The organism is Streptomyces chromofuscus, from assembly GCF_015160875.1.
Classification (GTDB): Bacteria; Actinomycetota; Actinomycetes; order Streptomycetales; family Streptomycetaceae; genus Streptomyces; species Streptomyces chromofuscus.
Map to the genome: position 1 here is coordinate 5,299,558 of NZ_CP063374.1, position 13,547 is coordinate 5,313,104.

Genomic DNA, 13,547 nt, shown 5'->3' on the forward strand with positions numbered 1-13,547 from the left:
GCAAAGCCCGGGTCAACAAGTAGGCGTTCAGAAACGCTGGTTGAGGTATGCCAGCAACTCGTCGTGCAGCAGGCCGTTCGACGCGGCGGCGTTGCCGCTGTGCGGGCCGGGGCGGCCGTCGAGGCCGGTGAAGGTGCCGCCGGCCTCCGTGACGATGATCGCGTTGGCCGCCATGTCCCACAGGGACAGCTCCGGCTCGGCGCACATGTCGACGGACCCCTCGGCGACCATCATGTACGGCCAGAAGTCGCCGTACGCGCGCGTGCGCCACACCTCGCGGCCGAGGTCGAGGAAGCCGTTCAGGCGGCCCTGCTCCTCCCAGCCGGAGAGGGAGGAGTACGCGAAGGACGCGTCCGAGAGCTTGGCGACGCGTGAGACGTGCATCCGGCTCGCGGAGGTGAGGCTGCGGCCGCTGAACGCGCCGTGGCCCTTCGCGGCCCACCAGCGGCGGCCGAGGGCAGGGGCGGAGACGACGCCGACGACGGGCTGGTAGCCGCCTTCCGACGCCTCCATCAGGGAAATGAGCGTCGCCCAGACGGGGACGCCGCGGACGTAGTTCTTGGTGCCGTCGATGGGGTCGATGACCCAGCGGCGCGGGCCCGTGCCCTCGACGCCGTACTCCTCGCCGAGGATCGCGTCGCGCGGGCGGGCGCGCTGGAGGTGGCCCCGGATGAGTTCCTCGGCGGCCCGGTCGGCCTCGGAGACCGGCGTCATGTCGGGCTTGGTTTCGACCTTCAGGTCGAGGGCCTTGAAGCGGTCCGTCGTCGCGGCGTCGGCGGCGTCGGCGAGGACGTGGGCCAGACGCAGGTCGTCGAGATAGTCGGGCATGTGAGGCACGGTATCTGTCCTGATCGGTACGGGGCTACAGGGGTCGGTGACGGCGGGGGTTGCGCGGCGTGCGGCCGGGCGCGAGCGGGCGCACGTCCCGGCGCGAGACCACACCACCACGCCCGCCGGGGAGCCGGGCAGGCAGGGGGTGCGATGGCAGTTGTGGGGAGCGCCCATCGCCCGCGCTCGCCGTGCCGCCGCGCCCAGGTGCGGGGTTTGCCTGCGCCCCGCGCTCGCCGTGCCGTCGCGCCCAGGTGTGGGGATTGCTCGCGCTCGCCGTGCCGTCGCGCAGGTGCGGGGTTTGCCCGCGCTCCGCGCTCGCCGTGCCGTCGCGCAGGTGCGGGGTTTGCCCGCGCTCCGCGCTCGCCGTGCCGTCGCGCAGGTGCGGGGTTTGCCCGCGCTCCGCTCTCGCCGTGCCGTCGCGCAGGTGCGGGGTTTGCCCACGCTCCGCTCTCGCCGTGCCGTCGCGCAGGTGCGGGGTTTGCCCACGCTCCGCTCTCGCCGTGCCGCCGCGCAGGTGCGGGGATTGCCCGCGACCCGCGCCCGCCGTGCCGTCGCGCAGGTGCGGGGATTGCTCGTCGCCCGTGCTCGCCGAGCCTCCACTCAGGTGCGAGTAACCCCACCACCCCGGGCCGTTCGAGCGCCTCGCACGCCCGTCGACCCCCACGGGCCCGTCCCGTCCCGAGCCTCCGCGCGGACCCTTGACAGTGCTCCCGCACCCGTCAAATCTGGGCGCAGAGTCCGTCCCCCCAGGGAGGCGATGATGCCTGCTGCCCGGGAGTCCCTGCTGGACGCCGCCTACACGGCACTCGCGCGGCGGCCGTGGGCCGCGGTGCGGATGGTGGACGTGGCCGCGGCGGCCGGGGTGTCCCGGCAGACGCTGTACAACGAGTTCGGCAGCAAGGAGGGGCTGGCCAGAGCCCTGGTGCGCAGGGAGGCCGACGGCTATCTCGCCGGGGTGGACCGGGCCCTCGCCGCCGGCGGCGACCACCGCGAGCGGCTCATGGCGGCCGCCGAGTGGACGCTCGCGACCGCCCGGGACAACGCCATCGTCCGTGCCATGCTCACCGGCTGCTGGAGCGAGCGGCTGCCCTCACCCACGCTGTCCGCGGTGCCCTCCGCCTCCGCCGCGGTGCCCGCGCAACGGCGGGCGGACGGGCCCCTGCCCTCGCCCGGCGACTTAGTCGCGCTGGTCCGCGACCGCGCCGTTGCGGTGCTGGCCGGACCCGGCGTGGCCAGGGCGGACACCGCAGATCTGGTCAGCTCCTGCGAGCTCGTCGTCCGTCTCGCGCTGTCCTGCGTGGCCGCGCCCCCCGGGCAGGGCGGCGTTGCCGGCCTGGTGCGCGACGCCCTGCACCGGCAGCCGGCGTGAGCCCCGCACGCACCCCGACGCACCCGCCGCACGCATCCCGCAGGCACCGTACGACGCTGTACGCACCGTACGACGCTGTACGCACCGCCCGCGCACGCCTCAGTGTGCCGACCCCGACAGCTGGAGCCCGATCACGCCCACGATGACCAGGGTGATCGAGACGATCTTCAGCGTGGAGACGATGTCGCCGAGGAAGACCATGCCGTAGATCGCGGTACCGGCCGCGCCGATCCCGGTCCACACCGCGTAGGCGGGACCCACGTCGAGTCTCTTCAGGGCCAGCGTCAGCAGACCGAAGCTGCCGAGCGCGAAGACGCAGAAAGCGATGGTCGGCCAGAGCCTGGTGAAGCCGTGCGACAGCTTCAGACAGACGGCGAAACCGGTTTCGAGCAACCCGGCCACGATGACCAGCAGCCACGCCATGTGCTGTCCTCCCCGTTTCTCACGTACTGTGACCGCTTGTCAGGCGTTTGTCAGGGTTGGCATCCGGCTTTTGCGATTATGCCCTTACCGAACCCGCGCGAAGACAAACCCTGCGTGCAGAGAAACAAGGGAACGGTCAGTCTCCTTCCGTGCGCTCCCGGGTCGCCAGCAGCCGCCGCAGCGAGTACAGCCGGGCTGGGTCGGCGTGCCCCTCGGCCACCCACGCGTCCAGCGCGCAGTCCTGCTCGTCGTGACTGCACGCGCGCGGGCAGCCCTCCGTGCCCGGCTCCAGGTCGGGGAAGGCGTGGATGACCCGGGACGGGTCGATGTGCGCGAGCCCGAACGACCGTACGCCCGGGGTGTCGATCACCCAGCCGTCCGTGCCGGTCAGCGGCAGGGCCAGCGCCGACGTGGTGGTGTGCCGGCCACGGCCGGTCACCGCGTTCACACGCCCCGTCAGCCGCCGCCGCTCCTCCGGGACGAGCGCGTTGACCAACGTCGTCTTGCCGACGCCCGAGTGACCGACGAACGCCGTAACCTTGCCCTCCAACTGCTCGAACACCCGCTCCGCCGCGCTGCCGTCCTCCAGCTCCTCGCGGCTGGTGACGACGTACGGGATGTCCAGGTCGCCGTAGAGCTCCAGGAGCTTGTCGGGCGGGGCGAGGTCCGACTTGGTCAGCACCAGGAGGGGGTCGAGGCCGCCGTCGTACGCCGCCACCAGGCATCGGTCGATCAGGCGCGGGCGCGGCTCGGGGTCGGCGAGGGCCGTGACGACGGCGAGCTGGTCGGCGTTGGCGACGACCACCCGCTCGTACGGGTCGTCGTCGTCCGCGGTGCGGCGCAGCACCGAGGTGCGCTCCTCGATGCGCACGATCCGCGCGAGCGTGTCCTTCGCGCCGGACAGGTCGCCGACGAGGGCCACCCGGTCACCGACCACCGCCGCCTTGCGGCCCAGCTCGCGGGCCTTCATGGCCAGGACGACGCGGTCCTCGACCAGACACGTCAGGCGGCCGCGGTCGACCGTGAGGACCATGCCCTCGGCCGCGTCCTCGTGTTTGGGGCGGATGTTCGTACGCGGCCGGTTGCCCTTGCGGTTGGGGCGGGAGCGGATGTCGTCCTCGTCGGTGTGCTTGCCGTAACGGCGCATGGCGTGATCCCTAGGCCCCGAGCATCCCGGTCCACAGTTCGGGGAAGTCCGGCAGGGTCTTCGCCGTCGTCGCCACGTTCTCGATCCGCACGCCCTCCACCGCGAGGCCGATGATCGCGCCGGCGGTCGCCATGCGGTGGTCCTCGTAGGTGCGGAAGACCCCGCCGTGCAGCGGACGCGGGCGGATGCGCAGACCGTCGGCGGTCTCGGTGACGTCACCGCCGAGTTCGTTGATCTCCTTGGTGAGCGCGGCCAGGCGGTCCGTCTCGTGCAGCCGCAGATGCGCCACGCCGCGCAGCGTGGAGGGGGAGTCGGCGAGGGCGGCGACCGCCGCGACGCCGGGGGTCAGTTCACCGACGTCGCCGAGGTCCACGTCGATGCCGTGGATCGCACCCGATCCGGTGAATACCAGGCCGTAGTCGGTCAGTTCACACGAACCGCCCATCTCGGTGAAGATCTCCCGCAGTCGGTCGCCGGGCTGGGTGGTGCGGGCCGGCCAGTCCGGGATCAGCACCTTGCCGCCGGTGACCAGGGCCGCCGCCAGGAACGGCTGGGCGTTGGACAGGTCCGGCTCGATCGTCAGGTCCCGGCCGAGCAGGGCACCCGGCGTGACCCGCCAGACGTTGGGCTCGCCGCCCGACTCCGGGGTGTCGACCTGCGCGCCGACCGCGCGCAGCATGTCGACGGTCATCCGGATGTGCGGCACGGACGGCAGCGTGGAGCCGATGTGGCGGACCTCGACGCCCTGGTTGAACCGCGGGCCGGACAGCAGCAGGGCGCTGACGAACTGGGACGACGACGAGGCGTCGACCTCGACCGGGCCGCCGTCCAGCGCGCCCCCGCCGTGCACGGTCAGCGGCAGCGCGCCGCGGCCGTCGTCGTCGATCCGGGCGCCGAGCACACGCAGGGCGTCGATGACGCCGTTCAGGGGACGCTCGTACGACCTCGGGTCGCCGTCGAAGCGGACGGGGCCGTCGGCGAGCGCGGCGACCGGCGGCAGGAAGCGCATCACCGTGCCGGCGTTGCCGACGTCGACCGTGGCGGGGCCGCGCAGGCCTGCCGGGAGCACGCGCCACGCCTCTCCGGTGCCGTCCGGGCCCACGCCCTCCTCGATGCCGACGCCCATCGTCCGCAGGGCGCCGGCCATCAGGAGCGTGTCGCGGGAGCGCAGCGGGCGCCGCAGCCAGCCGGGCTCCGAGGCGAGGGCGGCGAGCACCAGCGCCCGGTTGGTGACCGACTTGGACCCGGGCACGTGGACCGTCGCGTCGACGGCTCCGCTCGCGTGCGGGGCGGGCCAGAGGGCGGTGTCTGCGGGGTTCTGCGCCATGGGCCCCACTCTAGTGGGCGGCGGTGGTTCGGGTACGGGTGCGTTGTGGCTGGTCGGGCAGTCGGCGGTGCGCCGTCGCGGGGCGCTCACACCTCCAGCAGCCAGCGCCCGCCACCGATCAGCGAGCTCAGCGACACCACGTGGAAGAGGAACAGCCACAGCCCCGCCGGTACGTGCGTCAGCCGTGACAGTTGGTCCGCGTCCGAGTCGCCGGCGCCCGACCGCCGCCGCTTCGCCTGGAGCTCGAACGCCGGACGCACCCCGCCGAGCAGCAGGAACCACACGACCACGTACGCGAACGCCGCCTGCACCTGGGGCCCGGCCAGCCAGGAGACCAGCAGGAAGGCGCCGCCGGTCAGGAAGACGGTCAGGACGCCGTACGCGTTGCGGATCATCACCAGCATGGCCAGCAGCAGGGCCGTCGCCACCCACAGCAGCAGCGTGATGCGCCCCGTCGCGAGCAGCGCCGCGCCGCCGAGGCCCAGCAGCGGGGGAGCGGTGTAGCCGGCGGCCGCGGTGAGGATCATGCCGATGCCGTACGGCTTGCCCCGGCTGACCGTGAGGCCGCTGGTGTCGGAATGCAGGCGTATGCCGGTCAGGGTGCGGCCGGTGAGCAGTGCGACCAGGCCGTGGCCGCCCTCGTGGGCGATGGTGATGGCGTTGCGGGCGAGACGCCACAGCCCGTGCGGGACGACCACGGCGACGGCGGCGGCCAGGGTGGCGAGGACGACCCACAGGTCGGGGTCGGGCTGAGTGCCGACGAGTTCGTCCCAGAGGGAGGTGGCTGTCGTGCTGTCCATGTGGCTGGGGCGCTCCCTGTGATCGGCGAAGGTCTGGCAGTGTGGCACGTATGTGCGGACGGTATGCAGCGAGTCGTAGGCCCGAGGATCTCGCAGGAATCTTCGAGATCGACAAGTGGGAGCCCGAGGAGACCCTGGAGCCCGACTACAACGTGGCGCCCACGAAGGAGGTCTACGCGGTCCTCGACCGTCCTTTGAAGGACGTCGACGACCCGCGGCCGGTTCGGCAGCTGCGCAGGCTCAAGTGGGGACTCGTCCCGTCCTGGTCCAAGACGCCCGAGGGCGGCGCCCGGATGATCAACGCGCGTGCCGAGACCGTCCACGAGAAGCCCGCCTACCGCCGCGCCTTCGCCGCCCGGCGCTGCGTCCTCCCCGCCGACGGCTACTACGAGTGGGTCACCGGCAAGCAGGAGCGGGACCTGGAGGTCGAGGGCAAGAAGAAGCGGCCGCGCAAGCAGCCGTACTTCGTGCTGCCCGCCGACGGATCGGTCTTCGCGATGGCCGGGCTGTACGAGTTCTGGCGGGACCGGACGCTGCCCGACGACCACCCGCAGGCGTGGTGGGTCACCTGCTCGGTGATCACCACCGAGGCCGAGAGCGGCCCGCTGGCCGTGTCCCCGGCCGAGGGTCCGCACTCGCTCGCCGACATCCACCCCCGGATGCCGCTGATGCTCACCCCCGACCGCTGGGACGCCTGGCTCGACCCGTCCCGCACCGACCCCGACGACCTGCGGGAACTGCTCGCTCCGCCGCCGCCCGGCCTGATGCGCGCCTACCCGGTGACCACGGCCGTCTCCAACGTCCGCAACAACGGGCCGGAGCTGCTGAAGGAGCTGGAGGGGCCGGTGGAGGGCACACTCTTCTGACGTGAGCCGAGATGTGAACGACGGAACGGCGTGAACCACGTGAACGACGTGACCGGTGCGAACGAGGTGACTGCTACGACCCCCGAGACCGCAGGGACGGTAGAGGCAGAGACGGTCGAGACCGAGGCAGGCACCGCCCGCGTCACTTGGCACAGGGCGGACCGGCCCGGGCTGGTCCTGGCCGTCAGCCACGGCGCCGGCGGCGGCATCGAGGCCCGCGACCTGAAGGCGCTCGCGGACGTGCTGCCCCGGCACGGCGTGACCGTCGCCCGCGTGGAGCAGCCCTGGCGGGTCGCCGGGAAGAAGGTGGCACCGGCGCCGAAGACGCTGGACGTCGGCTGGCGCGGCGTCTGGCCCGCGCTGGCCGCCCCGGGGCACCCGGTGGTCTCGGGCGGGCGCAGCGCGGGTGCCCGGGTCGCCTGCCGTACGGCCACCGAGCTGGGCGCGGCAGCCGTCCTCGCCCTCAGCTTCCCGCTGCACCCGCCGGGCAGGCCGGAGAAGTCCCGCGCCGGGGAACTGCTCGGCGCGGGGGTGCCCACCCTCGTCGTCCAAGGGGGGAACGACCCGTTCGGCAGGCCGGAGGAGTTCCCGGCAGGGGAGTACGAGCTGGTCGAGGTGCCCTACGGCGATCATGGCTTCGCCGTGCCGAAACGGGCCGGGATCGGTCAGGAGGAGGCCGTCCGGATCATCACGGACGCGGTGGTGAGGTGGACCGGGTCACTGGGGTGAGGATGCGGGAATGCCGGGACCCCGTGCACTGTTGAGGCGGACGTAAGTGCTGATGACCAGCACCGACGTCGTAGGAGAGGAAGTCCGCCGCATGGGTTCGACCTTCTGCCCGAGCCGCAGCAGCCGTACTGATCTGGACTGGACGGTGCTGCATGCGGCGAAGACCGCCCCTCTTCGGGCGGCGGCGAGTGCGGATCGTCGTCTATCCTCCGATTCTGGTGGGACCGGTTTCGGCCCTGCCCAGATTGCTGAGGAGGTGGGTCCGGTCACCGGTAACGACGCAGGGACCGACAACGGCCAGGCGGAGCTGCCCGAGGGCCGGGGCAACAGCGCGGAGTCGACCACGGAGCGCAGCGCGCGCTTCGAACGGGACGCGCTCGAATTCCTCGACCAGATGTACTCGGCCGCGCTGCGCATGACGCGCAATCCGGCCGATGCCGAGGACCTGGTGCAGGAGACGTACGCCAAGGCGTACGCGTCCTTCCACCAGTTCCGCGAGGGCACCAACCTCAAGGCGTGGCTGTATCGGATTCTCACGAACACCTTCATCAACTCGTACCGCAAGAAGCAGCGCGAGCCACAGCGCAGTGCGGCCGAGGAGATCGAGGACTGGCAGCTCGCCCGCGCCGAGTCGCACATGTCGACGGGGCTGCGCTCCGCCGAGTCGCAGGCGCTGGACCACCTGCCCGACTCGGACGTGAAGGAAGCGCTGCAGGCGATCCCCGAGGAATTCCGCATCGCCGTCTATCTCGCCGACGTAGAGGGCTTTGCGTACAAGGAGATCGCGGACATCATGGGGACACCCATCGGGACGGTGATGTCCCGGCTGCACCGGGGCCGCCGTCAACTGCGCGGCATGCTCGAGGACTACGCCCGTGAGCGCGGGCTGGTCCCGGCCGGCGCCGGAGAGTCGAACGAAGCGAAAGGCTCGGGCTCATGAGCTGCGGAGAGCCGCACGAGACGGACTGCGGCGAGGTTCTCGATCATCTGTACGAGTTCCTCGACAGTGAGATGCCGGACGTCGATCGCGAGAAGTTCCAGCAGCACTTCGAGGAGTGCTCGCCGTGCCTGGAGAAGTACGGCCTGGAGCAGGCCGTGAAGAAGCTGGTCAAGCGGTGCTGCGGGCATGACGACGTGCCCACCGACCTGCGTGCCAAGGTCATGGGGCGGATCGAGCTGATCCGCTCCGGGCAGGGCGCGCCGGAGCACGACGTGACGGCCGCCGCGAAGGAGTCCTGACGGCGCGCGCAGTGCGCCCGCGCCGCATGTCGTGCCTGCGCCGCACGAGGGGCGCAGGCACGTTTCCCGGTCACAAGGTCCTGGTCACCCGAATGCGTTAATCGGCCGGCCATCGGCCCTGGCCCCCTCCCCCACCGCCCTAGGCTCCGGAGCCTGGACAGGCTCGGACCGGGAGGGCGGTCGTGATGGAAGCGGTTCCGGCGGGGGCACGCGCGTACGTGGCCTGTGTCGTCGGCGGCGCGCTGCTGTGCCTGCTTCCGCTGCCCCTGCTGCGGACGCCCTGGTGGGCCGTGGCGCTGCTCGCCGTCCTGTACGCCGGCGGGGAGTGGCTCGCCCTCAGGCGGTTTCCCGGCACCTTCTACCCCGTGCTGCTCGCCGGGGTCTTCCTGCTGCCCCCGCCCGCCGCCGCGCTGGTCGCGCTGTCGGGTGCGCTGCTGTCGCCCGTTGCGCAGCGCCCCGCCCGGCTGCGGCGGGCCTGGCGGGCGGCCGAGCTGGTGGTGGCCGTATGGGCGGCCGGGCGGGTGTTCTGGGCACTGGGCGGCCGGGACGCCGTCGTGACGTCCGACGTCGCCCACGCCCTCGGCCCGGCGGCCGGTGCGGTGCTGACGCTGTGCGCGGTCCTGACGGTGCTCGACGGGGGGATCCTCGTCGTCGCCGAACGGGTGCCGGCCCGGCGGGCCTGGCGCGGCCTGTTCCTGCGGTCGCTGGCGCCGGTCGGTGTGCACGGGCTCGCCGGACTGATGATGGCCGTGCTGTGGCGCAGCCCGTACGGGGCCGTGGCCGCGCTGCTCGTGCTGCTGCCGATGGGTGTGTCGTGGTGGGCGTTCGCGCAGTACCACCGGGAGCGAGGGGCCCATCAGGCGACCATCCGGGCGCTGGTGCAGGCCGTCGACATCAAGGACCGGTACACGCGCGGGCACAGCGAGCGGGTCGGGCTGGCCTCCATGATGATCGCGCGCGAGCTGGGCATGGACGACGAGCGGGTCGAGGTCCTGCGGTTCGCCGGGATCCTGCACGACGTGGGGAAGCTGGGGGTGCCCACGCGGCTGCTGCGGAAGGACGGGCCACTGACGCCCGAGGAGCGGCGGGTGATCGAGCTGCATCCGGAGTACGGGCACGAGATGGTGCGCGGCATCTCGTTCCTCGGGGAGGCCCGGGCCGCCGTACTGCACCATCACGAGCGGCTGGACGGGAGCGGGTACCCGTACGGGCTCGCGGGCAGCCAGATCCCCGAGTCGGCCCGGGTGGTCGCGGTGGCCGACGCGTTCGACGCGATGACGTCCAACCGGTCCTACAGCAGGGCGCGGCCGGTTCCCCTGGCGCTCGAAGAACTCGAGCGGTGCGCCGGGCGGCAGTTCGACCCGGTGATGGTCGCCGCGCTGGTCCGGGTCGTACGGCGGTCCGGGTGGCGCCCCGTGGTGACCGCCGACGGCATGCGCTCCCGGAGCGTTCCCCCGCCCGCCCCGTCCGTTCCCGGCCGGACGGGAGCGAACCGGTGAGAGACGGCCGGGCCCTCCTGCTGATCCACGGCTCCGCCGCCCTCCTGTCCCTGGTCTGCCTCGGCGTCACCTCCTGGACCGGCCTCGAGCAGCGCGGCATCGCGCTCGCCTTCGGCGCGCTCGTCGCCCTCGGTGAACTCGCCCGCTGGTACGGGCCGCAGGTCAGGGAGGCCGCGCCGCTCGGGGCCGCCGGGGCGTTGTCGTACGCGTTGCTCGGGGAGGACGCCGGGCGGGCCACCACCCACGGGGTCGCGCAGGTGGTGAGTGTCGTGCTGGCCGCCTCGCTGGTCGGGTGCGTGCCGCACGTCGCCCGGGGGCGGGGGCCCGTCTTCGACCATCTGGCGCGGCGGGTGCTGACCGTCGGGTTCGCCGCCGTGTGCTTCCAACCGCTGTACAACAGCGGCGCGTTCACGGACTGGAGCGGCCCTGCCTACGCGCTGCTGCTCATCACCCTGCTCGCCCTCACCGCGCTGTGCGACGCCGTGCTCGCCGCCGCGCCGGCGCATCTGCGCACCGGGTGGCCGTTCGGGCCGCTGCTGCGGGAAGAGCTGCGCGGCATGCTCGGGATCGGTTCGGCCGTGTGTGCGACGGGAGCCGTGATGGCGCTCGCGGTCGCCGTCGTCGGGTTGTGGGCGCTGCCCGTGTTCTGTCTGCCGTTGCTCCTCGCGCAGGTGTCCGTGCGCCGGTACGCCGCCGTGCGGACGACGTACCGGCAGACCATCGCCTCCCTGGCCCGGGCCACCGAGATCGCGGGCTGCACCCCGGCGGGACACGCGCGCCGGGTCGCCGCGCTCAGCCGCGCCGTCGGGCGGGACCTGGGGCTGAGCGAGGCGGAACTCACCGTGCTGGAGTATGCGGCGCTGATGCACGACATCGGGCAGCTGAGCCTGGTCGACCCGGTGCCGGCCGGGGCGACGGCCGGGCTGCCCGATGCCGAGCAGCGGCGGATCGCGCTCCTGGGCGGCGCGGTCGTACGGCAGACCGGGGTGGACGCCGAGGTCGCCGTGGTGGTCGAGCGCCAGGCCGATCCGTACCCCGAGCAGCCACCGGCCGCCCGGATCGTGCGGGCGGTGAACGCCTACGAGGAGAAGGCGCGCGACGCGGGTCCCGGCGGGCCTTTGACCGCGCTGGAGGAACTGCGGCTGGGGACCGCCGGGGACTACGCTCCCGAGGTCGTCGAGGCGCTGGCCCGGGTGCTGTCGAGGGAGGGTCTGACCCTGCCCTCGGCTGGGTAACCCATGGGTAATGAGCGCCTCTCCAGCCGCACGTGGTTGGATGCGAAGGAGAGGGTGTCCGGGGGCACAGGCCGGCCCACTCCACGGAACTGGCAGGCGGGAATCGTGAGGATCTTCGGCAAGGGACGGCACCGGCCCTCCGCCTCCTGGCGGCAGGCCACCGACCGGGCGTTCACGCTCATCGGGGACGGTCGGTACGAGGACGCGGGCGCGCTCCTCACACGGGCCGCGGATCTCGAGCCCTGGCTGTCGGAGTCCTGGTTCAACCTCGCGCTGCTGCACAAGTTCCGGCACGACTGGGAGCAGGCCCGGGCGGCCGGTCTGCGGGCCGTCGCCCTGCTCGACCGGGAGACCGGAGCACCCGACTGGTGGAACGTCGGCATCGCCGCGACCGCCCTGCAGGACTGGCCGCTGGCCCGGCGCGCCTGGCAGGCGTACGGGCTGCACGTGCCCGGCGGCGCCACGGACTCCGGCGAGCCCCTCGGCATGGAGCTGGGCAGCGCAGCCGTCCGGCTGTCGCCCGAGGGCGAGGCCGAGGTGGTGTGGGGGCGGCGGCTGGATCCGGCGCGGATCGAGGTGCTGTCCATCCCGCTGCCGTCGTCGGGGCGGCGCTGGGGCGAGGTCGTCCTGCACGACGGCGTCCCGCACGGGGAGCGGACCACGGCTGCCGGGCACTCCTACCCGGTGTTCGACGAGATCGAGCTGTGGGCGCCCTCGCCCGTGCCCACTTGGGTGGTGCTGCTGGAGGCCGCGACGGAGGCCGACCGGGACTCCCTGGAGCAGCTCGCGGCGGACGCCGGGTTCGCCGCGGAGGACTGGTCGTCGTCGGTGCGGCTGCTGTGCCGGCTGTGCTCGGAGTCGCGGATGCCGGCCGACGAGGGCGACGGCGAGCACCTGGACCCGCACGACCACAGCGAGCCCGGGCATCCGGGGCCGCTCGGCCATCGCACGGACGGGCAGCTGTGGGTCCCGGAGCGCGAGTGCGGGGTGGCCGCGCCGGCTTCGCTGGTCCGCGGGTTGCTGGACGGGTGGGTCGCGGACAGCCCCGACTCCCGGGACTGGCGGGACCTGGAAGAGGTCTGCTGAGGCCGTCCGGCCGGCCGGGCGATGCGCGGGGGCCGTCCGCGTCCACGCGGCGGAGCCCCCCGTCGGACACGGTCCCGGCCCCTGGCGGGGAGGGTTCCCCGTACCCTGTATCAGCACCACACCCCAGATTTCCGAGGAAGGCGTACGTCGGTCATGGCGCAGCAGGACACCGATCAGCAGCACGCGGGCGTGCTCCCCGTGGACGACGAGGGCTTCGTCATCGACACCGAGGAGTGCGAGGAGCGCGAGGCGGCCTGGCGCGAGCGGGGCACCTCGCGGCCGATCACCGTGGTCGGCAACCCGGTGCTGCACAAGGAGTGCAAGGACGTCACCGACTTCGGTGAGGAGTTCCAGCAGCTGGTCGCGGACATGTTCGCCAGCCAGCGCACCGCCGAGGGCGTGGGCCTGGCCGCCAACCAGATCGGCGTCGACCTGAAGGTGTTCGTCTACGACTGCCCGGACGACGAGGGTGTCCGGCACGTCGGCGTGGTCTGCAACCCCAAGCTCGTCGAACTGCCCGCCGACAAGCGCCGGCTGGACGACAGCAACGAGGGCTGCCTGTCGGTGCCGACGGCGTACATGCCGCTGGCCCGACCGGACTACGCCGAGGTCACCGGGCAGGACGAGCGGGGCAACCCGATCAAGGTCCGCGGCAGCGGTTACTTCGCTCGGTGTTTGCAGCACGAGACCGACCACCTCTACGGCTACCTCTACATCGACCGGCTGTCCAAGCGGGAACGCAAGGACGCGCTGCGGCAGATGGCCGAGAACGAGCCCCGCTACCCCGTGGTCGCCAACGACTGACACCTCACCCGTCTCTCCCGTACGGCGTCTGATCAGGTTTCTCCGCCTGATCAGGCGCCGTTCGTCTGTCCTTCGCACGTGTGAGCGGATGCGCGTCGCGAGTGATCCAGAACCAGTCGGGCGGCGGGAGGATCTCGGCACTGTGGGGTAGTGAATGAAGCAAATCCGTTCCCAGATCGGTCAGTTGTGGTG

General features: G+C 72.6%; 14 protein-coding genes. 9 read left to right on the forward strand and 5 right to left on the reverse strand.

All coding sequences use genetic code 11. The annotated features are described in order from the left end of the window. Window positions 1–27: 27 nt before the first annotated feature. Window positions 28–828 (reverse strand): histidinol-phosphatase, encoded by an 801-nt coding sequence (hisN, locus tag IPT68_RS24020; RefSeq protein WP_189696439.1) that lies wholly within the window; start codon window positions 826–828, stop codon window positions 28–30. 760 nt (window positions 829–1,588) lie between these two features. Between hisN and IPT68_RS24025 the strand changes: the two genes are divergently transcribed. Beyond that, window positions 1,589–2,200, forward strand: a complete 612-nt coding sequence (locus IPT68_RS24025; protein ID WP_194074004.1) for a TetR/AcrR family transcriptional regulator — start codon at window positions 1,589–1,591, stop codon at window positions 2,198–2,200. A 99-nt stretch (window positions 2,201–2,299) separates the two neighbouring features. Here the strand turns inward: IPT68_RS24025 and IPT68_RS24030 are convergent, their stop codons facing one another. The 4 genes from IPT68_RS24030 to IPT68_RS24045 form a co-directional block, all read right to left on the reverse strand. Then, window positions 2,300–2,623 (reverse strand): DMT family transporter, encoded by a 324-nt coding sequence (locus IPT68_RS24030; RefSeq protein WP_189696440.1) that lies wholly within the window; start codon window positions 2,621–2,623, stop codon window positions 2,300–2,302. A 136-nt stretch (window positions 2,624–2,759) separates the two neighbouring features. Further along, window positions 2,760–3,770, reverse strand: a complete 1,011-nt coding sequence (gene rsgA / locus IPT68_RS24035) for a ribosome small subunit-dependent GTPase A (protein WP_189696441.1) — start codon at window positions 3,768–3,770, stop codon at window positions 2,760–2,762. Window positions 3,771–3,780: 10 nt separating this feature from the next. Then, window positions 3,781–5,097, reverse strand: a complete 1,317-nt coding sequence (gene aroA, locus IPT68_RS24040) for a 3-phosphoshikimate 1-carboxyvinyltransferase (protein WP_189696442.1) — start codon at window positions 5,095–5,097, stop codon at window positions 3,781–3,783. 86 nt (window positions 5,098–5,183) lie between these two features. Beyond that, on the reverse strand, window positions 5,184–5,897 hold the full coding sequence (locus tag IPT68_RS24045; protein WP_189696443.1) for a M50 family metallopeptidase: 714 nt from the start codon (window positions 5,895–5,897) through the stop codon (window positions 5,184–5,186). Window positions 5,898–5,947: 50 nt separating this feature from the next. On the opposite strand from IPT68_RS24045, the gene IPT68_RS24050 reads away from it, so the two are divergent. The 8 genes from IPT68_RS24050 to def all read left to right on the forward strand — a co-directional run bounded on the left by IPT68_RS24050 (window position 5,948) and on the right by def (window position 13,355). Continuing rightward, window positions 5,948–6,763, forward strand: a complete 816-nt coding sequence (locus IPT68_RS24050; protein ID WP_189696444.1) for an SOS response-associated peptidase — start codon at window positions 5,948–5,950, stop codon at window positions 6,761–6,763. Between the two features lie 66 nt (window positions 6,764–6,829). Next, window positions 6,830–7,492: an alpha/beta hydrolase family protein gene (locus IPT68_RS24055; RefSeq protein WP_189696681.1), complete on the forward strand. Its 663-nt coding sequence runs from the start codon at window positions 6,830–6,832 to the stop codon at window positions 7,490–7,492. A gap of 256 nt (window positions 7,493–7,748) precedes the next feature. Further along, window positions 7,749–8,432 (forward strand): RNA polymerase sigma factor SigR, encoded by a 684-nt coding sequence (sigR, locus tag IPT68_RS24060; protein ID WP_189696445.1) that lies wholly within the window; start codon window positions 7,749–7,751, stop codon window positions 8,430–8,432. Continuing rightward, window positions 8,429–8,731: a mycothiol system anti-sigma-R factor gene (gene rsrA / locus IPT68_RS24065; protein WP_189696446.1), complete on the forward strand. Its 303-nt coding sequence runs from the start codon at window positions 8,429–8,431 to the stop codon at window positions 8,729–8,731. The genes sigR and rsrA overlap by 4 nt, the downstream gene beginning before the upstream one ends. Window positions 8,732–8,916: 185 nt before the next feature. After that, a complete protein-coding gene (locus IPT68_RS24070; RefSeq protein WP_189696447.1) occupies window positions 8,917–10,230 on the forward strand; it encodes an HD-GYP domain-containing protein in 1,314 nt (437 codons plus the stop codon). Further along, window positions 10,227–11,465, forward strand: a complete 1,239-nt coding sequence (locus IPT68_RS24075; protein WP_228039838.1) for an HD-GYP domain-containing protein — start codon at window positions 10,227–10,229, stop codon at window positions 11,463–11,465. The genes IPT68_RS24070 and IPT68_RS24075 overlap by 4 nt, the downstream gene beginning before the upstream one ends. A 105-nt stretch (window positions 11,466–11,570) precedes the next feature. Then, a complete protein-coding gene (locus IPT68_RS24080) occupies window positions 11,571–12,551 on the forward strand; it encodes a tetratricopeptide repeat protein (protein WP_189696449.1) in 981 nt (326 codons plus the stop codon). Between the two features lie 153 nt (window positions 12,552–12,704). After that, complete coding sequence (def, locus tag IPT68_RS24085) at window positions 12,705–13,355, forward strand: peptide deformylase (RefSeq protein ID WP_189696450.1); 651 nt, start codon at window positions 12,705–12,707, stop codon at window positions 13,353–13,355. Window positions 13,356–13,547: the final 192 nt, after the last annotated feature.